The sequence below is a fragment of the Massilia sp. CT11-137 genome, from assembly GCF_047302885.1.
Lineage (GTDB): Bacteria > Pseudomonadota > Gammaproteobacteria > Burkholderiales > Burkholderiaceae_D > Telluria > Telluria orientalis.
On the sequence record NZ_JBKYMP010000001.1, the window covers coordinates 2,522,554 to 2,543,598 of the forward strand.

The window sequence follows — 21,045 nt, forward strand, 5'->3', positions numbered from 1 at the left end:
ATCCTGTTTTCCATAAACACCAACCCTTACAAAACAAAAACAGGAATTCGGAGAATCGGATGAACAGGATTTTCTCGCTCGCCCCCGTCGGTGCCGCCCTGTGTGTCGCGCAGTTGTTCGTCCTTGGGCTCGCGCATGCCGCCCCGGACCTCGCGACCGAAACGCGGCCCGTCGATGCCCGCGTCGTGCGGGTCAAGGTCGACGGCGCCGTCGACCTGAAGATCCGCCAGGGTGCCACGCCGGCCCTGACGCTCAAGGGCGAATCGCGCTACCTGGAGCGCACGATGACGTCGCAGAACGGCGATACGCTGAACATCGATACGGACATCCGCGGCCACGTACGCACCGGCTCGCTCCATGCGGAACTGGTGCTGCCGGCCCTACGGTCGGTGACGTCCGAAAGCCTCGGGACGACGGACATTTCCGGCTTTTCCGGCGACGAGCTGGAACTGACCCTGGACGGCGCCGGCTCGATGAAGATCGCGGGCAGCTACCGCCTCGTGCGGGCCAGCCTGGGCGGCATCGGCAGCATGGAGATGCAGGGCCTGAACGGGGAGGGCGTCGAACTGAACCTGCAGGGTGCGGGCTACATCTCGCTGGCAGGACGCGCGAAATGGCTGAAGGCCGACCTGGGCGGCCTGGGCAACCTCGACGCGCAGCAGTGTAACGCGGACTCCGTCGACATCGACCTGTCCGGCCTCGGCAACGCGCGCGTGACGGCGCGCCAGAACGCGAACCTGAATTTGTCCGGCATGGGTTCCGTCACGGTGTACGGCAAGCCCCAGAACCGCAAGGTCGCGGTCGACGGGCTGGGGAAAGTGAGCTGGAAGTAAAAGAAGATTTATCTCGAAACAAAAGAACAAAGAGGCGAGGCCTCACGAATCCGAACGAGACGATGAGAAAACTGACCGTTGCGATCCTGTTTGCGCTGGGCCTGCACGGTAGTGCGATGGCGGGCCTCGCGGAGGGCGCCAATGCCTACAATGCCCGCAACTATGCGCTGGCCCTGAAGGAAATCACGCCGCTTGCCAAGGCTGGCAACGCGGACGCGGAGCATTTGCTGGGCCTGATGTACTACATGGGCCGCGGCGTGCCGCGCGACTACAAGCAGGCGTTCGCCTGGCACTACAAGGCGGCCGTGCAGGGCAAGGCCGACGCGCAATACGTGATCGGCGCCATGTACTACACGGGCAATGCCGTGCCCCAGGACCAGAAACTGGCCGTGCAGTGGTTCCGCAAGGCCGCCGAGCAGGGCCATCCGGATGCCCAGCACGCGCTCGCCCTGATGTACCGCTACCACGTGGCGGGCATGCCGCAGGACCTCGTCATCGCCTACATGCTGTGCAACCTGGCGGCCGCCAACGGCCACCGCAATGCCATCGAGCAGCGCGCTTCGCTCGTCAAGCAAATGAGCCAGGAACAGATCGACGAAGCGCAATCGATGTCGCGCAACTGGAAACCGGGTACGCCGCTGCCGACGCAATCGCACACGGGCAACGGCGGTTCCTGAACTTTCTGTTGCCTTCAAATGTAAGGACGATGCCGACCCGGGTATGAGGCATCGTCCTACGCGCGCATGGCCAAACCTTGGTGTTCCGCTCGCCTTCTCGGGGCTACGATGAGGACCTCTGAAGCAGTTTTCATGAGCTTTACGACAACTCAACCATTGGAGGCAATCATGGCAAACCAAGGCAACAATCAAGGCGGCAACAAGGGCAACAACCAGAGCGGCGACACCAGCAACCGCGGTTTCGCATCGATGGACCCGCAGAAGCAGCGTGAAATCGCCTCGGAAGGCGGCAAGGCTGCGCACGCCTCGGGCAACGCCCACGAGTTCACGTCGGAAGAGGCACGCCGTGCCGGCTCGATGAGCCACAAGAACGACGGCGGCAGCCAGCAGAGCCAGGGCGGTGGCGGCAGCCAGCAAAGCGGCAACAGCACCCGCGGCGGCACGCCGGAGCAGCACGCCAAAGCCGGCTCGCAGAGCCACAAGAACGACAAGAAGTGATGTGACCCGGCCGCGGCGGGCAGGCCGCGTGCACTGGCGTCGCCGGTGAGTTCGCATGCTGCCCGGCCGTTCTGTATCGCACCCACGACGTTCCCGACACCGCCAGCCTTTCGAGGCTGGCGGTGTCGTTTCGTGCGTCCGGCCGGCTACTACACGATCTGTGAGCTATGCAGTAAATTTACTACATTTTCTCATTAAATGAGCATTTTCTTGCTCATTGTTAGCGATAGCAGCCATTTTCTGGCGCGGCATGCTTGGGTGATCAGGGCCAATGGGGTACCATTGCTCATCATTTAACTAGGGTATGCCATGCGTGCTATAGAAATTGTCCAACCAGGCGGACCGGAGGTGCTCAAGCTGTGCGAGCGCCCGGTGCCGCAATTGAAACCGGGCGAAATCCTCATCCGCGTCCACGCGGCCGGCGTCAACCGGCCCGACGTGTTCCAGCGGCTGGGCCAGTATCCCGTCCCGCCCGGCGCCTCCGACCTGCCGGGCCTCGAAGTGGCCGGCGAGATCGTCGACGGCGACCTCGGCGACAGCGGATTCAGGAAAGGCGACCTCGTTTGCGCCCTCGTGCAGGGCGGCGGCTATGCCGAGTACTGCGCGGCGCCGCTCGCGCAATGCCTGCCGGTGCCGCAAGGCTTGACGGCGCTCGAGGCGGCCGCGCTGCCGGAGACGTTCTTCACCGTGTGGAGCAACGTGTTCCAGCGCGCCGCGCTGGGCGAAGGCGAGACGCTGCTCGTCCAGGGCGGCAGCTCCGGTATCGGTACCACGGCGATCCAGCTGGCGAAGGCGCTGGGCCACCGCGTGTTCGCGACGGCCGGCAGCGCCGACAAATGCCGCGCGTGCGAGGACCTGGGCGCCGAGCGCGCGATCAACTACAAGACCGAGGACTTCGCGCCCATCGTCAAGGAACTGACGGGCGGGAAGGGTGTCGACGTCGTGCTCGACATGGTTGGCGGCGACTACGTGGCGCGCGAGGTGTCATGCCTCGCGGACGACGGCCGCATCGTCATCATCGCCCTGCTGGGCGGGGCGAAGGCGAACGTCGACCTGGGCCAGGTGCTGCGCCGCCGCCTGACGATCACGGGTTCCACCTTGCGTCCGCGCCCGGTGGCGTTCAAGGCGCAGATCGCGCGCGAGTTGCGCGAGCGCGTGTGGCCGCTGCTGGCGGCTGGTCAAATAAAACCCGTCATCTACAAGACGTTCCCGCTCGAAGAAGCCGCCGCCGCGCACACGCTGATGGAAAGCAGTGCGCACGTGGGCAAGATCATGCTGCGTGTCGCCGGGCACTGAACAAGACAATGAAAAATACAATGAATAAGCGACTGAACAACCGTGCCAGGCCCGGTTTGACCGGTTTTTCAACGCCCGTTACAATAACGGGTTATTTGACCGTGAGGTTGTAATGCGTGCCAAGCTCATCGTAGGCAACTGGAAGATGAATGGCAGCCGCGCGGCCAATGAAGCTTTGCTGAAGGGGATCGTCGCCGGCCTCGACAATGCGCGCCGCGGTTCGTCCGCCCTGTGCGCGGTTTGCGTGCCCACGCCGTTCCTGCAGCAGTGCGAAGACGTGCTGACCGGTACGCCGCTCGCCTGGGGTGCGCAGGACGTGTCGATGCACGCGTCCGGCGCGTACACTGGCGAAGTGTGCGCAAAGATGCTGACCGAGTTCGGTTGCCGCTACGTGATCGTCGGCCATTCCGAGCGCCGCGCCTACCACCGCGAAGACAGCGCGCTGGTGGCAAAAAAGGCGCAGGCGGTACTGGCCGAAGGGATGACCCCGATCGTGTGCGTCGGCGAAACGCTGGAGCAGCGCGAGGCGGGCGAGACGGCGCAGGTAGTCGCCGCCCAGCTCGACGCGGTGCTGGAAGCGCTCGACGCGGCATCGGTGGCGAAGATCGTCGTGGCCTATGAGCCCGTGTGGGCCATCGGCACCGGCAGGAACGCGACGCCGGCGATGGCGCAGGAAGTGCATGCGCAATTGCGCGCGCAACTGAAGGCGCGCAACGCGGAAGCGGCGGAAGTCGTACCGATTCTGTATGGCGGCAGCATGAAGCCGGAGAATGCGAAGGAACTGCTGGCCCAGCCGGATATCGATGGCGGGCTGATCGGAGGCGCGGCCTTGAGGGCGGAAGATTTTCTTGCCATCATACACGCCGCCTGAATAGTGCCGGGTTGGAAATTCCATCCGGGCGATGAAGCAAAAGCGTCGTTCCCGCGCAGGCGGGAACCCAAGTTTCGGGCGCTGCCACGATGCTTGGAAAATTGGGTCCCTGCCTTCGCAGGGACGACGTGGTGCAAAGTTTTTGCAAACGTAGTCAACCTTGGAATGGAATAAACAATGAACGTGTTGTTCAATCTGATCGTCGTCGTACAGGTCATCTCCGCGCTGGCCATCATCGGTCTCGTGCTCGTCCAGCACGGCAAGGGTGCGGACATGGGTGCCGCCTTCGGTTCCGGTGCGTCCGGCAGCCTGTTCGGCGCCAGCGGTTCGTCGAACTTCCTGTCGAAATCGACGGCCGTCGCCGCCGCGATCTTCTTCGCGTCGACACTGGGTCTCGCGTACTTCGGCACCAATCGTCCGCACGCGAGTGTCGGCGGCGGCGTGATGGAACGCGTGACGGTCCCGGCCGCCAAGGTTCCCGCCGGCGCAGGCGATGCCGTCCCGACGACCGCACCGACTCCGGCACCCGCTGCACCTGCACCGTCGGCCACGCAGGACGTGCCGGCGCCTGCGCCGGCAGCCGCACCGGCTGCTCCGGCACCCGCGCCTGCCAAGTAATTTTGCGGCGCGGCCACTTCCTGCAAGCGCGAGCAGGGTGGTGTAACATTCTGCGGGCTTCGGTCCGCCAGCGCCGGCGACCGGACTCTCGACGCGGCCCGCCGTAAACACAAGTTTTATAAAGTTGAGAAAAAGAGTATTTTTTCTTGGTTTAGCGCAATTTGAGCATTGAAAAATGCTGCTAAGTCAGAGTAGAATACTGGTCTCCAGCCGACGTGGTGAAATTGGTAGACACGCTATCTTGAGGGGGTAGTGGCGCAAGCTGTGCGAGTTCGAGTCTCGCCGTCGGCACCAAGATACAAGAAGCCAGCTAGGGCGCATGAGCTTCCGCTCGTTAGCACTAGCTGGCTTTTTTACGAGGATCTGTCGGAGGCTTTGAAGAACCGTCCCCTGCGGCGGCGCTTCTGGCCCGAGAAGCCCGGTCGTACGAACGTGCGGCGAGCCTCGAAGGTCGGGATCGGCAACGCGGAACAGGTGATTGAGAGTCTCCAGTCGTACGATCCTGGTGTAGGCCAATAGCCAGGATTGCGCGATGCGGTACTGCAGCCCCTGCAGTGTTTTTTCAACCGATCGTTCAACTAAGGCTTCATCGTGAACCTCGAGAACTACTTCCCCGTCTTACTCTTCATCGTGATCGGCACCGTCGTCGGCGTCGCATCGCAGGTGCTGGGCCGTGTCGTCGGTCCGCACCGCCCCGACCCCGCCAAGCTCTCTCCGTATGAATGCGGCTTCGAAGCCTTCGAAGACGCGCGCATGAAGTTCGACGTCCGGTACTACCTGGTCGCGATCCTGTTTATTTTGTTTGATCTGGAAACGGCATTCTTCTTCCCTTGGGGCGTTTCGATGCGCGACCTGGGCCTGCCTGGATTCCTGACGATGATGGTGTTCATCGTCGAATTCATCGTCGGCTTCTGGTACATCTGGAAGAAAGGTGCCCTTGATTGGGAATAAGCCATGGCTATTGAAGGCGTTTTAAACGAAGGTTTTGTCACTACCACAGCCGACAAACTGATCAACTGGGCGCGTACCGGGTCGATGTGGCCCATGACGTTCGGCCTGGCATGCTGTGCGGTCGAGATGATGCACGCGGGTGCCGCGCGCTATGACCTCGACCGTTTCGGCGTTGTGTTCCGCCCGTCGCCGCGCCAGTCCGACGTGATGATCGTGGCCGGTACCCTGTGCAACAAGATGGCACCTGCGCTGCGCAAGGTGTACGACCAGATGGCCGAGCCGCGCTGGGTCATCTCGATGGGTTCGTGCGCCAACGGCGGCGGCTACTACCACTACTCGTACTCCGTCGTGCGCGGCTGCGACCGCATCGTGCCGGTCGACGTCTACGTCCCGGGCTGCCCGCCGACCGCCGAGGCCCTGTTGTACGGCATCATCCAGCTCCAGAATAAGATCCAGCGCACCAATACCATCGCGCGATAATCCAAGCCGGTTTCAACCATGACGACAAAAATCGAAGCCCTCGAACTCGCCCTGAAGAATGCTCTGGGCGAGGGCGCTGCCATTACCGTGGCGCTGGGCGAAGTAACGGTAGTAGTGAAGGCCTCCGAGTATCTGGCCTCCATGCGAAAGCTGCGCGACGATCCCGCGCTGCGTTTCCAGGAACTCGTCGACCTGTGCGGCGTCGACTACTCGTCCTACGGCGAAGGCACGTGGGACGGTTTGCGTTTCGCCGTCGTGTCGCACCTGCTGTCGATCGAGCACAACTGGCGTGTGCGCGTCCGCGTGTTCTGCCCGGACGACGACATGCCGCTGGTCGACTCCGTCACGAGCGTCTGGCGCAACGCCAACTGGTTCGAGCGTGAAGCGTTCGACCTGTTCGGCATCCTGTTCGAGGGCCACGGCGACCTGCGCCGCATCCTCACCGACTACGGCTTCATCGGCCACCCGTTCCGCAAGGACTTCCCGATCTCGGGCTATGTCGAGATGCGCTACGACCCCGAGCAGAAACGCGTGATCTACCAACCCGTGACGATCGAGCCGCGCGAAAACATTCCGCGCGTGATCCGCGAAGAAACCTACGGGATGAAATAATGGCTGAGCTTAAGAATTACACCCTGAACTTTGGTCCGCAGCACCCGGCAGCGCACGGCGTGCTGCGTCTCGTGCTGGAACTGGACGGCGAGGTCATCCAGCGTGCCGACCCCCACATCGGCCTGCTGCACCGCGGCACCGAGAAGCTGGCCGAGACCCGCACCTACCTGCAGTCGGTGCCGTACATGGACCGCCTCGACTACGTCTCGATGATGTGCAACGAGCACGGCTACGTGCTGGCCATCGAGAAGCTGCTGGGCATCGAAGTGCCGATCCGTGCGCAATACATCCGCACGATGTTCGACGAGATCACCCGCATCCTGAACCACCTGATGTGGCTGGGCGCGCACGCGCTGGACATCGGTGCGATGGGCCCGTTCCTGTACGCGTTCCGCGACCGCGAAGACCTGTTCGACGTGTACGAAGCCGTGTCGGGCGCGCGCATGCACGCGGCCTACTACCGCCCGGGCGGCGTGTACCGCGACCTGCCGGACGTGATGCCGCGCCACCGCGAATCGCCGCTGCGCAGCAAGAAGGCCATCGACGAACTGAATGAGACCCGCCAGGGCTCCGTACTGGACTTCATCGACTCGTTCACGAAGCGCTTCGACGGCTATGTCGACGAATACGAGACCCTGCTGACCGACAACCGTATCTGGAAACAGCGTACCGTCGGCATCGGCGTCGTGACGCCGGAAGACGCGATGGGCATGGGCTTCTCGGGCCCGATGCTGCGCGGCTCGGGCATCGCCTGGGACCTGCGCAAGGTGCAGCCGTACGCCGCGTACGACAAGGTCGAATTCGACGTCCCGGTCGGCACCAACGGCGACTCGTACGACCGTTACCTCGTGCGCATCGAGGAACTGCGCCAGTCGAACCGCATCATCAAGCAATGCATCGCCTGGCTGCGCGCCAATCCGGGCCCGGTCATGACGAACAACCACAAGGTCGCCCCGCCGTCGCGCGTGGACATGAAGACCAACATGGAATCGCTGATCCACCACTTCAAGCTGTTCACCGAAGGCTTCCACGTCCCGCCGGGCGAGGCCTACGCAGCGGTCGAACATCCGAAGGGCGAGTTCGGCATTTATATCGTCTCGGACGGCGCCAACAAGCCGTACCGCCTGAAGATCCGCACCCCGGACTATGTCCACCTGCAATCGCTGGATGAAATGGCGCGCGGTCACATGATCGCCGACGCCGTCACCATCATCGGTACGCAGGACATCGTGTTCGGCTCGATCGACCGATAAGAAGGGTAGAAAAGATTATGTTATCTGAGCAGTGCTTGAAAAAAATCGACCGCGAGTTGGCCAAGTATCCGGCCGACCAGCGCCAGTCGGCCGTGATGGCCGCGCTGGCCCACGCGCAGGTCGAAAAGGGCTGGCTGTCGCCGGAAACGATGCAGGAAGTGGCCGACTACATCGGCATGCCCGCCATCGCCGTCCAGGAAGTGGCCACCTTCTACAACATGTACAACATCAAGCCGGTCGGCAAGCACAAGATCACCGTGTGCACCAACCTGCCGTGCGCGTTGTCGGGCGGCGAGCGTGCCGCCCAGCGTATCAAGGATGCCCTCGGCATCAATTTCCGCGACACGACCGAAGACGGCCAGTTCACCCTGCTGGAAGGCGAGTGCATGGGCGCCTGCGGCGACGCGCCGGTCATGCTGGTGAATAACCACCGCATGTGCTCGTTCATGTCGGACGAGAAGATCGACGCCCTGCTGGAGGAACTGAACAAATGACCAGCCTGCACGACCGCCACATCAATCCGCTGATCCTGAAGGATCTGAACGGCGACAACTGGCACCTGGAAGACTACGTCAAGCGCGGTGGCTATTCCGCGCTGCGCCGCATCCTGGAAGAGAAGATCACGCCCGAGCAGATCATCGCCGACCTGAAGGCGTCCGGCCTGCGCGGCCGCGGCGGCGCGGGTTTCCCGACCGGCCTGAAGTGGAGCTTCATGCCGCGCCAGTTCCCGGGCCAGAAATACCTCGTCTGCAACACCGACGAAGGCGAACCGGGCACGTTCAAGGACCGCGACATTATCCGCTACAACCCGCACGCGCTGATCGAAGGCATGGCCATCGGCGCGTACGCGATGGGCATCACCGTGGGCTACAACTACATCCACGGCGAGATCTTCCAGGAATACCTGCGCTTCGAAGAGGCGCTGGAAGAGGCGCGCGCCGCCGGCTTCCTGGGCGACAGGATCATGGGTTCGGAGTTCTCGTTCCAGCTGCACGCCCACCACGGCTACGGCGCCTACATCTGCGGCGAAGAAACCGCGCTGCTGGAATCGCTGGAAGGCAAGAAGGGCCAGCCGCGCTTCAAGCCGCCGTTCCCGGCCTCGTTCGGCCTGTACGGCAAGCCGACCACGATCAACAACACGGAAACGTTCGCAGCCGTCCCGTTCATCCTGAACATGGGCGCCGCCGAGTACATGGGGCTGGGCAAGCCGAACAACGGCGGCACGAAGATCTTCTCGATCTCCGGTGACGTCGAGCGTCCGGGCAACTACGAAGTCCCGCTGGGCACGCCGTTCGCCAAGCTGATGGAGCTGGCCGGCGGCATGCGTGGTGGCAAGAAGATCAAGGCCGTCATCCCGGGCGGTTCGTCGGCACCGGTCGTGCGCGGCGACGTCATGATGCAGACCGACCTGGACTACGACTCGATCGCCAAGGCCGGTTCGATGCTGGGTTCGGGCGCCGTGATCGTCATGGACGAGACCCGCTGCATGGTCAAGTCGCTGCTGCGCCTGTCCTACTTCTACTACGAGGAATCGTGCGGCCAGTGCACGCCGTGCCGTGAAGGTACGGGCTGGATGTACCGCATGGTCCACCGCATCGAACATGGCCAGGGTCGTCCGGAAGACATGGACATGCTGAACTCGATCGCCGACAACATCCAGGGCCGCACCATTTGCGCACTAGGCGATGCCGCCGCGATGCCGGTTCGCGCCATGATCAAGAACTTCCGCGAAGAATTTGAATATCACGTCGAGCACAAGCACTGCCTGGTGCCGACTTACCTCTAAACCAGGTCAGGTAACGATCAAATGGTTGAAATCGAATTAGACGGCAAGAAAGTCGAAGTCCCACCGGGTTCGATGGTGATGGACGCCGCAAACAAACTGGGAAGCTACATCCCGCACTTCTGCTACCACAAGAAGCTGTCCATCGCGGCGAACTGCCGCATGTGCCTCGTGGAAGTGGAAAAAGCGCCGAAGCCGCTGCCTGCCTGCGCCACCCCGGTGTCCCCGGGCATGATCGTGCGCACGCACAGCGACAAGGCCGTGCAGGCGCAGAAATCCGTCATGGAATTCCTGCTGATTAACCACCCGCTGGATTGCCCGATCTGCGACCAGGGCGGCGAATGCCAGCTGCAGGATCTCGCGGTCGGCTACGGCAAGGGCGAATCGCGCTACCAGGAAGAAAAACGCGTCGTGGCGCCGAAGGAAGCCGGCCCGCTGATCTCGATGGAAGAGATGAGCCGCTGCATCCAGTGCACCCGCTGCGTGCGCTTCGGCCAGGAAGTGGCCGGCGTGATGGAATTCGGCATGCTGGGCCGCGGCGAGCACTCGGAAATCACGACGTTCGTCGGCAAGTCGGTCGACTCGGAAGTGTCGGGCAACATGATCGACCTGTGCCCGGTCGGCGCACTCACGTCGAAGCCGTTCCGCTACTCCGCACGTCCGTGGGAACTGCAGCGCCGCCGTTCGGTGTCGCCGCACGATTCGCTCGGTTCGAACCTGATCGTCCAGGTCAAGGGCGGCAAGGTCATGCGCGTGCTGCCGCTGGAAAACGAGAACATCAACGAGTGCTGGCTGTCGGATAAAGACCGCTTCTCGTACGAAGCCCTCGACAACGCGTCGCGCCTCACGCAGCCGATGATCAAGCAGGACGGCAAGTGGATCGAGACCGACTGGCAGACGGCGCTGGAATACGTCGCCCACGGCCTGCGCAACATCCGCCACGAGCACGGCGCCGATTCCATCGCTGCCATCGGCACCGCGCACTCGACGGTCGAAGAGCTGTTCCTGCTGCAGAAAGCCATGCGTGGCTTCGGCATCGAGAACGTCGACTTCCGCCTGCGCCAGACCGACTTCGCGCTGGACGGCAAGGTCGTCCCGCACCTGGGCATGCCGATCGCCGAACTGTCGACGCTGTCGCGCGTGCTGGTCGTCGGCTCGTTCCTGCGCAAGGACCACCCGCTGGCCGCGACGCGCCTACGCGCCGCCGTCAAGTCGGGCGCTAAACTGTCGATCGTCCACGGCTCGGCCGACGACAACCTGATCCCGACCGCGAACCGCATCATCGCCGCACCGAGTGACTGGCTCGCCGCGCTGACGGAAATCGCCGTCGCCGTCGCCGCCGCGAAGGGTGTCCAGGCACCGGCCGGCTTCGAGGGCGTCACCGCCGGCGACGCTGCGAAAGCCGTTGCCGCGACGCTGGTCGTCGAGAATGCCGCCGACCTGCCGGGCGCCGTCCTGCTGGGCAATGCCGCGATGTACCACCCGCAGGCATCGAAGCTGCACGCCGTCGCGGAATGGATCGCCGCCGAGACGGGCGCGAAATTCGGTTACTTCGTCGACGCTGCCAATACCGTTGGCGGCTACCTGGTCAACGCCACGTCGAAGAACGCCCGGGTTTCTGGTGGCCTGTTCGCACAGCCGAAGAAAGCGTACGTGCTGCTGAACGCGGAACCGGAACTGGATGCCGCCAATCCGGCGCAAGCCCTCAAGGCACTGAAGGGCGCCGAGATGGTCGTCGCGATGTCCGCGTTCAAGCACGGCACCGAGTACGCCGACGTGCTGCTGCCGATCTCGCCGTTCAGCGAGACCGCCGGTACGTTCGTCAACTGCGAAGGCCGCGCACAGAGCTTCAACGGCACCGTCAAGCCGCTGGGCGAAACCCGTCCGGCCTGGAAAGTGCTGCGCGTGCTGGGCAACCTGCTGGGCCTGCAAGGCTTCGATTACGAGAACTCGGAATCGATCCGCGACGAAGCGCTCGGTAAGGGCAACACGGACCTGTCCGCGAAGCTGAACAACGTGACGAAGATCGCCCCGACCGGCGCCTTCTTCGGCAACGGTGAGCAACTGGAACGCCTGGCCGACGTGCCGATCCACTTCGCCGACGCCGTCGCGCGCCGTTCCGAACCGCTGCTGCGCACGGCCGACGGCCAGGCGCCGCTGGCCACCATCTCGGCGGCACTGGCTGAAAAGCTGGGCGTGAACGCCGGCGACCAGGTCACGGTATCGCAAGGGCAGGGCAGTGTCGTGCTGACGGCCAATATCGACGCGCGCCTGCCGGCGAACGTCGTGCGTGTCGCGGCCGCCCACGAATCGACTTCGGTACTGGGCGACATGTTCGGTCCGATCAACGTAGCTAAAGCATAAAAGCAGGGGAGCCCAAGCAAAATGTCGGTACCTGACATGATCAACAACCTGAACAGCAGCGGCGCGAGCCTGCTCGGCACGACGGCATGGCCGCTCGTGTGGACGCTGCTGAAAATCGTCGTCGTCCTGCTGCCGCTGATGGGCCTCGTGGCCTATCTCGTGCTGTGGGAGCGCAAGCTGATCGGCTGGATCCACATCCGTATCGGCCCGAACCGCGTCGGCCCCGCCGGCCTGCTGCAGCCGATCTCGGACGCCCTGAAGCTGCTGCTGAAGGAAATCGTGATCCCGGCGAAAGCCACGACGAGCCTGTTCGTCATCGGCCCGCTGATGACCATCATGCCGGCGCTGGCCGCATGGTCGGTCATTCCGTTCGGCCCGCAAGCGGCCCTCGCCAACGTGAACGCCGGCCTGCTGCTGCTGCTGGCGATCACGTCGATGGAGGTGTACGGCATCATCATCGCCGGCTGGTCCGCCAACTCGAAGTACTCGTTCATGGGCGCGATGCGCGCATCGGCGCAGATGATCTCGTACGAAATCCCGATGGGCTTCGTGATGGTCGTCGTGCTGATGGTGTCGGGTTCGCTGAACTTCTCGGACATCGTCGCCAGCCAGGAGCGCGGCATGTTCGCCGCCCACGGCGCGAACTTCCTGTCGTGGAACTGGCTGCCGCTGCTGCCGCTGTTCATCATCTACATCACGTCCGGCCTGGCCGAGTGCAACCGCCACCCGTTCGACGTGGTGGAAGGCGAATCGGAAATCGTGGCCGGCCACATGGTCGAATACTCGGGCATGTCGTACGCGATGTTCATGCTGGCCGAATACGCCAACATGATCCTCGTCGGCACGCTGGCATCGATCATGTTCCTGGGCGGCTGGTCCGCACCGTTCTCGTTCCTGGAATTCGGCGCCATCGGCGGTTTCTTCTGGCTGTTCGCGAAGATGTTCCTGATCGTCTCGCTGTTCATCTGGGTCCGCGGCACGTTCCCGCGCTACCGCTATGACCAGATCATGCGTCTCGGCTGGAAAGTGTTCATTCCGCTGACCCTGATCTGGCTGGTGCTGGTGGCTGGCTGGATGCAGACGCCGTGGAACATCTGGAAGTAAGGAAGCACACAAAATGACACGAGTTAAAGAGATCCTCGGCAGCCTGATGCTGTCCGAGCTGATTAAAGGTCTGGCCCTGACCGGCAAGTACGCGTTCTCGCGCAAGATCACGGTTCAGTACCCGGAAGAAAAGACCCCCATCTCGCCGCGGTTCCGCGGCCTGCATGCGCTGCGCCGCTACCCGAACGGGGAAGAGCGCTGCATCGCGTGCAAGCTGTGCGAAGCCGTGTGCCCGGCGATGGCCATCACGATCGAATCGGCGCAGCGCGAAGACGGCACCCGCCGCACGACGCGCTACGACATCGACCTGACCAAGTGCATCTTCTGCGGTTTCTGCGAAGAATCGTGCCCGGTCGATTCGATCGTCGAGACGCAAGTGCTGGAATACCACGGCGAAAAACGCGGCGACCTGTACTACACCAAGGAAATGCTGCTGGCCGTGGGCGATCGCTACGAGAACGACATCGCCGCCGCACGCGAAGCCGATGCCAAGTATCGATAAATAACAAGAGGGCTCCTGCGTAAGTCATGGATTTCACAACTGTTCTGTTCTACGTGTTCTCGGCCGTGATGGTGCTGGCCGGGTTGCGCGTCATTACCGCCAAGAACCCGGTCCACGCCGCGCTGTTCCTGGTGCTCGCGTTCTTCAACGCTGCCGGTATCTGGATGCTGCTCAAGGCCGAGTTCCTGGCCATCGTGCTGGTACTGGTCTACGTCGGCGCCGTCATGGTGCTGTTCCTGTTCGTCGTGATGATGCTCGACATCAACATCGACCGCATGCGCGAAGGCTTCTGGGGCTACCTCCCGGTGGCGTCGGGCGTCGGCGCGCTGATCGTGCTGGAAATGGCCGCCGTGCTGTGGCGCGGCTTCCTGGGCCAAGGCGATGCGCCGGCCGAGTCGGCCGTGGGCCACATCGGCGGCACGCATGAACTGGGCCGCCTGATCTACACCCAGTACATCTACGGTTTCGAGATCGCCGGCCTGATCCTGCTGGTCGCCATCATCGCCGCCGTGGCGCTGACCCTGCGCAAGCGCAAGGACACCAAAGCCATCGACCCGGGCCTCGCCGTCCGCGTCAAGCGTAATGACCGTCTGAAGATCGTCAAGATGCAGACGGTCGACCAGAAGGCGATCGACGCCGCGGCCAAGGCTGCAGCAGATGCGGCCGCCGCCACCGCCACTGTCAACAAGGAGGCGCAATGACGTTGTCGCTCGCTCACTACCTGATCCTGGGCGCGATCCTGTTCGCGATCTCCGTGATCGGCATTTTCCTGAACCGGAAGAACATCATCATCCTGCTGATGGCCATCGAACTGATGCTGCTGGCGGTGAACCTGAACTTTGTGGCGTTCTCGCATTATCTGGGCGACGCGGCAGGGCAGATCTTCGTGTTCTTCATCCTGACTGTCGCGGCCGCCGAATCGGCGATCGGCCTGGCGATCCTGGTGGTCCTGTTCCGTAACCTGGACACGATCAACGTGGAAGACCTCGACAGCCTGAAGGGCTAAGCGGTTTGTCTGTCAACCTCCTGATAAATACACAAAAGGTTCAACATGGCGGGGCAAATTATTAACCCTAATCTCTTGCTGGCGGTGCCACTGGCGCCGCTCGCGGGCTCGGCGATCGCCGGCCTGCTCGGCACCAAGTTCTTCGGCAACGTGGTCGGCCGCGTGGTGTCGCACTCCGCGACCATCCTGGGCGTGTTCATCGCCATGGTCATCTCGATCATGACGCTGAACCAGGTCATCGACGGCGCCACGTTCAACGGCGACCTCTACACCTGGATGACGATCGGCACCATGAAGATGTCGGTCGGCTTCAAGATCGACGCGCTGTCCGCGATGATGATGTGCGTCGTCACGTCCGTGTCGCTGATGGTCCACATCTACACGATCGGCTACATGGCGGAAGACGACGGCTACAACCGCTTCTTCTCGTACATCTCGCTGTTCACGTTCTCGATGCTGATGCTGGTCATGTCCAACAACTTCCTGCAGCTGTTCTTCGGCTGGGAAGCGGTGGGCCTGGTCTCGTACCTGCTGATCGGCTTCTGGTACACGCGTCCGACCGCGATCTTCGCGAACATGAAGGCGTTCCTCGTGAACCGCGTCGGCGACTTCGGCTTCATCCTCGGCATCGGCCTGCTGCTGGCCGCGACCGGCACGATGAACTACGACGAGACGTTCGCCAAGGCGGGCGCGCTGTCGGCCATGTTCGTGCCGGGCACGACCTGGCCGCTGCTGACGGCATCGTGCATCTGCCTGTTCATCGGCGCGATGGGTAAATCGGCGCAGTTCCCGCTGCACGTCTGGCTGCCGGACTCGATGGAAGGCCCGACCCCGATCTCGGCACTGATCCACGCCGCGACGATGGTTACCGCCGGCATCTTCATGGTGACCCGCATGTCGCCGCTGTTCGAGCTGTCGGATACGGCACTGTCGTTCATCGTGATCATCGGCTCGATCACCGCGCTGTTCATGGGCTTCCTGGGCATCATCCAGAACGACATCAAGCGCGTCGTCGCGTACTCCACGCTGTCGCAGCTGGGCTACATGACCGTCGCACTGGGCGTGTCGGCCTATAACGTCGCCGTGTTCCACCTGATGACCCACGCGTTCTTCAAGGCGCTGCTGTTCCTCGGTGCCGGTTCCGTCATCATCGGCATGCACCACGACCAGGACATGCGCAACATGGGCGGCCTGCGCAAGTACATGCCGATCACGTGGATCACGTCGTTGCTGGGTTCGCTGGCACTGATCGGTACGCCGTTCTTCGCCGGTTTCTATTCAAAGGATTCGATCATCGAAGCGGTGCACGCGTCGCACCTGTGGGGCTCGGGCTTCGCCTACTTCGCCGTCATCGCCGGCGTGTTCGTGACCGCGTTCTACTCGTTCCGCATGTATTTCCTGGTCTTCCACGGCGAGGAGCGTTTCGGCAAGGCCCATGCGCATGACGACCACCACGCGCACCACGACGACCACGCTCACAATGGCGAAGGCAAGGACCCGACCGCGCTGCACGAGGCCACTGCCCACCACGAAGAGGACGAGGACGACCACGGCCACCACGGCCTGGCCCCGGGCCAGAAGCCGCACGAGTCGCCGCTGGTCGTGACGCTGCCGCTGATCCTGCTGGCGATCCCGTCCGTCATCATCGGCTTCTTCGCGATCGGCCCGATGCTGTTCGGCGACTTCTTCAAGAACGTCATCTATATCAACGCCGAGCGTCACCCGGCGATGGAAGAACTGGCGCACGAGTTCCACGGCGCCGCCGCGATGGGCGTGCATGCGTTCACGTCGCTGCCGTTCATGCTGGCCCTGGCCGGCGTCGTCGCCGCTTACTACTGCTACATGATCAATCCGCGCGTGCCGGCGGCCTTCTACAAGGCGCTGCGTCCGATCCACACGCTGCTGGACAACAAGTACTACATGGACAAGTTCAACGAAGTCGTGTTCGCCGGCGGCGCACGCCTGCTGGGCAAGGGCCTGTGGCAGGTGGGCGACCGCGCGCTGATCGACGGCCTCGTCGTCAACGGTTCCGCGAAGGTCGTGGGCTGGTTCTCGACCATCGTCCGTACGTTCCAGACTGGTTACATCTACCACTATGCGTTCGTGATGATCCTGGGCGTGCTGGGTACGCTGCTGTACTTCTTCCCGTTCTGGCACGCTTAAAAGAGAGAAAAACAAGATGCAGTCTATTTCGACCTTTCCTCCTTACCTGAGCCTGTCCGTCTGGCTGCCGATCCTGTGCGGCGTCATCGTGCTGGCCGTCGGTCGCGACAGCCGCGCGGGCTTTACCCGCCTGCTGGCGCTGGCCGGTTCGATCATCAGCTTTTTGCCGACGATCCCGCTGATAACGAGCTTTAGCAATAGCGCCCACGGCCCGCAGTTCGTGGAAAAAGCCGCCTGGATCGAGCGTTTCAATATCCAGTACTACCTCGGCATCGACGGCCTGAGCCTCTGGTTCGTGCCGCTGACCGCCTTCATCACCATCATCGTGGTGATCTCGGCCTGGGAAGTGATCCAGGAACGCGTGGCCCAGTACATGGGTTCGTTCCTGCTGCTGTCGGGCCTGATGATCGGCGTGTTCGTCGCGCTGGACGGCCTGCTGTTCTACTTCTTCTTCGAAGCCACGCTGATCCCGATGTTCATCATCATCGGCGTGTTCGGCGGGCCGAACCGCGTGTATGCGTCGTTTAAGTTCTTCCTGTACACGTTCATGGGCTCGCTGCTGACGCTGATCGCGATCATCTACCTGTACAACAAGTCGAACGGCAGCTTCGACATCCTGGCATGGCACAACCTGCAGCTGACGATGAAGGAACAGGTCCTGATCTTCGTGGCGTTCCTGATGGCGTTCGCCGTCAAGGTGCCGATGTGGCCGGTGCACACCTGGCTGCCGGACGCCCACGTGGAAGCGCCGACCGGCGGTTCCGTCGTGCTGGCCGCGATCATGCTGAAGCTCGGCGGCTACGGTTTCCTCCGATTCTCGCTGCCGATCGCGCCTGACGCATCGCACTACCTGGCCCCGCTGATCATCGTGCTGTCCCTGATCGCCGTGATCTACATCGGCCTGGTCGCGATGGTGCAGGTCGACATGAAGAAACTGGTCGCGTACTCGTCGATCGCCCACATGGGCTTCGTCACGCTCGGCTTCTTCATCTTCAACGAGATCGGCGTGCAGGGCGGTATCGTGCAGATGATCTCGCACGGCTTCGTGTCGGGCGCCATGTTCCTGTGCATCGGCGTGCTGTACGACCGCCTGCACTCGCGCCAGATCGCCGACTACGGCGGCGTCGTCAACGTGATGCCGAAGTTCGCCGCGTTCTCCGTGCTGTTCGCGATGGCCAACTGCGGCCTGCCGGCGACGTCGGGCTTCGTGGGCGAGTTCATGGTCATCCTGGGCGCCGTCAAGTTCAACTTCTGGACCGGCCTGCTGGCCGCCACCGCCCTGATCCTGGGCGCGGCGTACTCGCTGTGGATGGTCAAGCGCGTCGTGTTCGGCAAGATCGGCAACAAGCACGTGGCCGAACTGACCGACCTGAACGGCCGCGAGTTCTTCATGCTGGGCGTGCTCGCGATCCTGACCATCTACATGGGCCTGTATCCGGCGCCGTTCACCGACGCGATGCAGGTGTCGGTCGCGGACCTGCTGCAGCACGTGTCGGTCAGCAAGCTGCCGACGGCAGTCGCTGCCGTCGCCGCGCACTGAATTGAGGCACAAACAACGATATGAATCCGATGATTAACACCCAAGCCGTGCTGGCCGCCAACAACCTGGGGCCGGTCTCTGCAGAAATCTTCCTGGTCATCGCGTCCTGCGCCATCCTTCTGATCGACATGTTTCAGAAGGAAGGCAAGCGCACGCTGACCTACGCACTGTCGCTGCTCACGCTGGTGGGCTGCGCGGTGATCACCTACGCCGACTTCAAGGCCGGCACGACGACCTACACGTTCTACAACATGTTCGTGTCGGACCCGATGGCGAACCTGCTCAAGCTGTTCACCTACCTGGCCGTGGGCGTGACCCTCGTCTACTCGCGCCAGTACACCGCCGACCGCGGCATGATGTCGGGCAACATGGGCGGCGAGTTCTACGTGCTCGCGCTGTTTACGCTGCTGGGCCAGATGATCATGATCTCTGGTAACAACATGCTGCCGATCTACCTGGGCCTGGAACTGATGTCGCTGTCGCTGTACGCGCTGGTGGCGATGCGCCGCGACCACGCGATCTCGACCGAAGCCTCGATGAAGTACTTCATCCTGGGTTCGCTGGCGTCGGGCTTCATGCTCTACGGTATCTCGATGATCTACGGCGCCACCGGTTCGCTGGACATCACGACGATCGCCAAGCTGGTGTCGAGCAACGCCGCCAACCACACGATCCTCGTGTTCGGCCTCGTGTTCGTCGTGGCCGGCATGGCCTTCAAGCTGGGCGCCGTGCCGTTCCACATGTGGGTCCCGGACGTCTACCAGGGCTCGCCGACGGCCGTCACGCTGCTGCTGGGCGCCGCGCCGAAGCTGGCATCGTTCGCGATGATGATCCGCATCCTGGTCGAAGGCCTGCTGCCGCTGGCGATCGACTGGCAGCAGATGCTGCTGGCGCTGGCCGTGCTGTCGCTGCTGGTCGGTAACCTGACCGCGATCGCGCAGACCAACCTGAAGCGCATGCTGGCCTACTCGACCATCGCGCAGCTGGGCTTCGTCCTGCTGGGCATGATGGCCGGCGTCGTCGGCACCCGCGATGCCACGAACGCCGCGAACATCGCCAACGCCTACAGCGCCTCGATGTACTACACGATCACCTACGTGCTGACCACGCTGGGCACCTTCGGCATCATCATGATGCTGGCGCGCTCGGGCCACGAAGCGGAAGAACTGGCCGACTTCAAGGGCCTGGCCAAGCGCAGCCCGTGGTACGCGCTCGTCATGACCGCCCTGATGTTCTCGCTGGCCGGCGTGCCGCCGATGATGGGCTTCATGGCCAAGTGGGCCGTGCTGGACGTCGTCGTCGGTTCGGGCCAGCTGTGGCTCGCGATCATCGCCGTGGCCGCGTCGCTGGTGGGTGCGTTCTACTACCTGCGCGTCGTGAAAGTCATGTGGTTCGACGAGGTGGCCGATGCGTCGCCGATCTCGACCCCGCTGGACATGCGCGTCGTGCTGTCGCTGAACGGCATCCTCGTCGTGATCCTGGGCATCCTGCCGGGCCCGCTGCTGGCGGCCTGCCTGTCGGCGATGTCCCTCACGCTGAAGTCGTAAGGCCACGGTGGACGCCTCCCTGGCCAGCTGGTTGGTGATCGCGGTCGCACTCGCGTTCGCCAACCTGCCGTTCCTCAACGAGAGCGTGCTCGGCTTCATTCCCGTGAAGCCGGCACTCAACAAGGCGCACGCGAAATACTTCGTCGTGCGCCTGCTCGAGCTGGTTGTTCTATACTTCGTCGTCGGCGCGCTGGCCCACGCCCTCGAATCCCGCATCGGTACCGCGTTCCCCCAGACCTGGGAGTTCTATGCGATCACCGCCTGCCTGTTCGTCGTGCTGGCCTTCCCAGGTTTCGTTTTAAGATATCTGCGCAAGCGCCGCGGCTGAGCACCAGCGTCCATGGCGCCGGTGCAAGAGTAACGATGTACCGGAGCCTTCCATGGACGACCACCTCAAAGAAATCAAAGTCGATGGCGCGATCGCCTACGACGGCAACTTCCTCAAAGTCTCGCGCGACCGCGTGAAACTCCCCGACGGCAAGATCACGCAACGCGAATACATCCGCCATCCCGGCGCCGTCGTGATCCTCGCGCTGTTCGACGACGGCCGCGTGCTGCTCGAACGCCAGTTCCGCTATCCGAACGACCAGGTCTTCATCGAATTCCCGGCCGGGAAGATCGACCCGGGCGAAGCGTCGCTCGCGTGCGCCAAGCGCGAGCTGGAAGAAGAGACGGGCTACACGGCCACCGACTGGCATTTCGTCTGCACGATCCACAACGCGATCGCGTATTCGGACGAGCACCTCGACCTGTTCCTCGCGCGCGGCCTGACGGCGGGCGACGCGAAGCTGGACGACGGCGAATTCCTCGAAACCTTCACGGCGACCATTCCCGAGATGCTGGAGATGGTGCAACGGGGCGACATCACGGATGTGAAAACCGTGATCGGCACGTTCTGGCTGGAGAAGATCGCCGCCGGCACCTGGAAGCCGGCTTAGTTTGAAGCC

General features: G+C 63.0%; 22 protein-coding genes and 1 tRNA gene. All 23 read left to right on the forward strand.

What is annotated here, in order from left to right; all coding sequences use genetic code 11:
* Positions 1–59: 59 nt before the first annotated feature.
* The 23 genes from ACEN98_RS11425 (at position 60) to ACEN98_RS11535 (ending at position 21,036) form a co-directional block, all read left to right on the forward strand.
* A complete protein-coding gene (locus tag ACEN98_RS11425) occupies positions 60–833 on the forward strand; it encodes a GIN domain-containing protein (RefSeq protein WP_413384388.1) in 774 nt (257 codons plus the stop codon).
* Positions 834–895: 62 nt separating this feature from the next.
* Complete coding sequence (locus ACEN98_RS11430; protein ID WP_413337363.1) at positions 896–1,510, forward strand: tetratricopeptide repeat protein; 615 nt, start codon at positions 896–898, stop codon at positions 1,508–1,510.
* Between the two features lie 168 nt (positions 1,511–1,678).
* Entirely contained in the window at positions 1,679–2,008 is a 330-nt protein-coding gene (locus tag ACEN98_RS11435) for a KGG domain-containing protein (protein ID WP_413384390.1), read from the forward strand.
* Positions 2,009–2,317: 309 nt separating this feature from the next.
* A complete protein-coding gene (locus ACEN98_RS11440; RefSeq protein ID WP_413384392.1) occupies positions 2,318–3,304 on the forward strand; it encodes an NAD(P)H-quinone oxidoreductase in 987 nt (328 codons plus the stop codon).
* 112 nt (positions 3,305–3,416) lie between these two features.
* Positions 3,417–4,175 carry a triose-phosphate isomerase gene (gene tpiA, locus ACEN98_RS11445; RefSeq protein ID WP_413384394.1) on the forward strand — a complete coding sequence of 253 codons (759 nt, stop codon included), beginning with the start codon at positions 3,417–3,419 and terminating at the stop codon, positions 4,173–4,175.
* Between the two features lie 177 nt (positions 4,176–4,352).
* Complete coding sequence (secG, locus tag ACEN98_RS11450) at positions 4,353–4,793, forward strand: preprotein translocase subunit SecG (protein WP_413384396.1); 441 nt, start codon at positions 4,353–4,355, stop codon at positions 4,791–4,793.
* A gap of 209 nt (positions 4,794–5,002) precedes the next feature.
* A tRNA-Leu gene (locus tag ACEN98_RS11455) sits at positions 5,003–5,087 on the forward strand.
* 297 nt (positions 5,088–5,384) lie between these two features.
* Positions 5,385–5,744, forward strand: a complete 360-nt coding sequence (locus ACEN98_RS11460; protein ID WP_056137041.1) for an NADH-quinone oxidoreductase subunit A — start codon at positions 5,385–5,387, stop codon at positions 5,742–5,744.
* A 3-nt stretch (positions 5,745–5,747) separates the two neighbouring features.
* Positions 5,748–6,224 carry a NuoB/complex I 20 kDa subunit family protein gene (locus ACEN98_RS11465; RefSeq protein WP_036230641.1) on the forward strand — a complete coding sequence of 159 codons (477 nt, stop codon included), beginning with the start codon at positions 5,748–5,750 and terminating at the stop codon, positions 6,222–6,224.
* An 18-nt stretch (positions 6,225–6,242) separates the two neighbouring features.
* Positions 6,243–6,836 (forward strand): NADH-quinone oxidoreductase subunit C, encoded by a 594-nt coding sequence (locus tag ACEN98_RS11470; RefSeq protein ID WP_413384398.1) that lies wholly within the window; start codon positions 6,243–6,245, stop codon positions 6,834–6,836.
* Positions 6,836–8,089, forward strand: a complete 1,254-nt coding sequence (locus ACEN98_RS11475; RefSeq protein ID WP_413384400.1) for an NADH-quinone oxidoreductase subunit D — start codon at positions 6,836–6,838, stop codon at positions 8,087–8,089. Before ACEN98_RS11470 ends, ACEN98_RS11475 begins: the two co-directional genes overlap by 1 nt.
* Before the next feature lie 17 nt (positions 8,090–8,106).
* A complete protein-coding gene (gene nuoE, locus ACEN98_RS11480) occupies positions 8,107–8,583 on the forward strand; it encodes an NADH-quinone oxidoreductase subunit NuoE (protein WP_036230634.1) in 477 nt (158 codons plus the stop codon).
* Positions 8,580–9,875 (forward strand): NADH-quinone oxidoreductase subunit NuoF, encoded by a 1,296-nt coding sequence (nuoF, locus tag ACEN98_RS11485; RefSeq protein WP_413384402.1) that lies wholly within the window; start codon positions 8,580–8,582, stop codon positions 9,873–9,875. The genes nuoE and nuoF overlap by 4 nt, the downstream gene beginning before the upstream one ends.
* Positions 9,876–9,896: 21 nt before the next feature.
* Positions 9,897–12,236 (forward strand): NADH-quinone oxidoreductase subunit NuoG, encoded by a 2,340-nt coding sequence (gene nuoG / locus ACEN98_RS11490; protein WP_413384405.1) that lies wholly within the window; start codon positions 9,897–9,899, stop codon positions 12,234–12,236.
* A gap of 21 nt (positions 12,237–12,257) precedes the next feature.
* On the forward strand, positions 12,258–13,340 hold the full coding sequence (gene nuoH / locus ACEN98_RS11495; RefSeq protein ID WP_413337356.1) for an NADH-quinone oxidoreductase subunit NuoH: 1,083 nt from the start codon (positions 12,258–12,260) through the stop codon (positions 13,338–13,340).
* Between the two features lie 13 nt (positions 13,341–13,353).
* Entirely contained in the window at positions 13,354–13,842 is a 489-nt protein-coding gene (gene nuoI / locus ACEN98_RS11500; RefSeq protein ID WP_029757430.1) for an NADH-quinone oxidoreductase subunit NuoI, read from the forward strand.
* Positions 13,843–13,868: 26 nt separating this feature from the next.
* Positions 13,869–14,543 carry an NADH-quinone oxidoreductase subunit J gene (locus tag ACEN98_RS11505; protein WP_413384407.1) on the forward strand — a complete coding sequence of 225 codons (675 nt, stop codon included), beginning with the start codon at positions 13,869–13,871 and terminating at the stop codon, positions 14,541–14,543.
* Positions 14,540–14,848: an NADH-quinone oxidoreductase subunit NuoK gene (gene nuoK / locus ACEN98_RS11510; protein WP_029757428.1), complete on the forward strand. Its 309-nt coding sequence runs from the start codon at positions 14,540–14,542 to the stop codon at positions 14,846–14,848. Before ACEN98_RS11505 ends, nuoK begins: the two co-directional genes overlap by 4 nt.
* A 45-nt stretch (positions 14,849–14,893) precedes the next feature.
* Positions 14,894–17,011, forward strand: a complete 2,118-nt coding sequence (gene nuoL / locus ACEN98_RS11515; RefSeq protein ID WP_413384409.1) for an NADH-quinone oxidoreductase subunit L — start codon at positions 14,894–14,896, stop codon at positions 17,009–17,011.
* A 16-nt stretch (positions 17,012–17,027) separates the two neighbouring features.
* Positions 17,028–18,551, forward strand: a complete 1,524-nt coding sequence (locus ACEN98_RS11520; protein WP_413384411.1) for an NADH-quinone oxidoreductase subunit M — start codon at positions 17,028–17,030, stop codon at positions 18,549–18,551.
* 20 nt (positions 18,552–18,571) lie between these two features.
* Complete coding sequence (gene nuoN / locus ACEN98_RS11525; RefSeq protein ID WP_413384413.1) at positions 18,572–20,098, forward strand: NADH-quinone oxidoreductase subunit NuoN; 1,527 nt, start codon at positions 18,572–18,574, stop codon at positions 20,096–20,098.
* A gap of 7 nt (positions 20,099–20,105) precedes the next feature.
* Positions 20,106–20,426: a DUF2818 family protein gene (locus tag ACEN98_RS11530; RefSeq protein WP_413337351.1), complete on the forward strand. Its 321-nt coding sequence runs from the start codon at positions 20,106–20,108 to the stop codon at positions 20,424–20,426.
* A 52-nt stretch (positions 20,427–20,478) separates the two neighbouring features.
* Positions 20,479–21,036, forward strand: coding sequence for an NUDIX domain-containing protein (locus ACEN98_RS11535; protein ID WP_413384415.1), 558 nt, complete (start codon positions 20,479–20,481; stop codon positions 21,034–21,036).
* Positions 21,037–21,045 lie beyond the last annotated feature (9 nt).

What these genes read in the sequence shown, in the direction of transcription:
- ACEN98_RS11425 (WP_413384388.1), top strand. Translation starts at nt 60, where the DNA reads ATGAACAGGATTTTCTCGCTCGCCCCCGTCGGTGCCGCCCTGTGTGTC.
- ACEN98_RS11430 (WP_413337363.1), top strand. Translation starts at nt 896, where the DNA reads ATGAGAAAACTGACCGTTGCGATCCTGTTTGCGCTGGGCCTGCACGGT.
- ACEN98_RS11435 (WP_413384390.1), top strand. Translation starts at nt 1,679, where the DNA reads ATGGCAAACCAAGGCAACAATCAAGGCGGCAACAAGGGCAACAACCAG.
- ACEN98_RS11440 (WP_413384392.1), top strand. Translation starts at nt 2,318, where the DNA reads ATGCGTGCTATAGAAATTGTCCAACCAGGCGGACCGGAGGTGCTCAAG.
- tpiA (WP_413384394.1), top strand. Translation starts at nt 3,417, where the DNA reads ATGCGTGCCAAGCTCATCGTAGGCAACTGGAAGATGAATGGCAGCCGC.
- secG (WP_413384396.1), top strand. Translation starts at nt 4,353, where the DNA reads ATGAACGTGTTGTTCAATCTGATCGTCGTCGTACAGGTCATCTCCGCG.
- ACEN98_RS11465 (WP_036230641.1), top strand. Translation starts at nt 5,748, where the DNA reads ATGGCTATTGAAGGCGTTTTAAACGAAGGTTTTGTCACTACCACAGCC.
- ACEN98_RS11470 (WP_413384398.1), top strand. Translation starts at nt 6,243, where the DNA reads ATGACGACAAAAATCGAAGCCCTCGAACTCGCCCTGAAGAATGCTCTG.
- ACEN98_RS11475 (WP_413384400.1), top strand. Translation starts at nt 6,836, where the DNA reads ATGGCTGAGCTTAAGAATTACACCCTGAACTTTGGTCCGCAGCACCCG.
- nuoE (WP_036230634.1), top strand. Translation starts at nt 8,107, where the DNA reads ATGTTATCTGAGCAGTGCTTGAAAAAAATCGACCGCGAGTTGGCCAAG.
- nuoF (WP_413384402.1), top strand. Translation starts at nt 8,580, where the DNA reads ATGACCAGCCTGCACGACCGCCACATCAATCCGCTGATCCTGAAGGAT.
- nuoG (WP_413384405.1), top strand. Translation starts at nt 9,897, where the DNA reads ATGGTTGAAATCGAATTAGACGGCAAGAAAGTCGAAGTCCCACCGGGT.
- nuoH (WP_413337356.1), top strand. Translation starts at nt 12,258, where the DNA reads ATGTCGGTACCTGACATGATCAACAACCTGAACAGCAGCGGCGCGAGC.
- nuoI (WP_029757430.1), top strand. Translation starts at nt 13,354, where the DNA reads ATGACACGAGTTAAAGAGATCCTCGGCAGCCTGATGCTGTCCGAGCTG.
- ACEN98_RS11505 (WP_413384407.1), top strand. Translation starts at nt 13,869, where the DNA reads ATGGATTTCACAACTGTTCTGTTCTACGTGTTCTCGGCCGTGATGGTG.
- nuoK (WP_029757428.1), top strand. Translation starts at nt 14,540, where the DNA reads ATGACGTTGTCGCTCGCTCACTACCTGATCCTGGGCGCGATCCTGTTC.
- nuoL (WP_413384409.1), top strand. Translation starts at nt 14,894, where the DNA reads ATGGCGGGGCAAATTATTAACCCTAATCTCTTGCTGGCGGTGCCACTG.
- ACEN98_RS11520 (WP_413384411.1), top strand. Translation starts at nt 17,028, where the DNA reads ATGCAGTCTATTTCGACCTTTCCTCCTTACCTGAGCCTGTCCGTCTGG.
- nuoN (WP_413384413.1), top strand. Translation starts at nt 18,572, where the DNA reads ATGAATCCGATGATTAACACCCAAGCCGTGCTGGCCGCCAACAACCTG.
- ACEN98_RS11535 (WP_413384415.1), top strand. Translation starts at nt 20,479, where the DNA reads ATGGACGACCACCTCAAAGAAATCAAAGTCGATGGCGCGATCGCCTAC.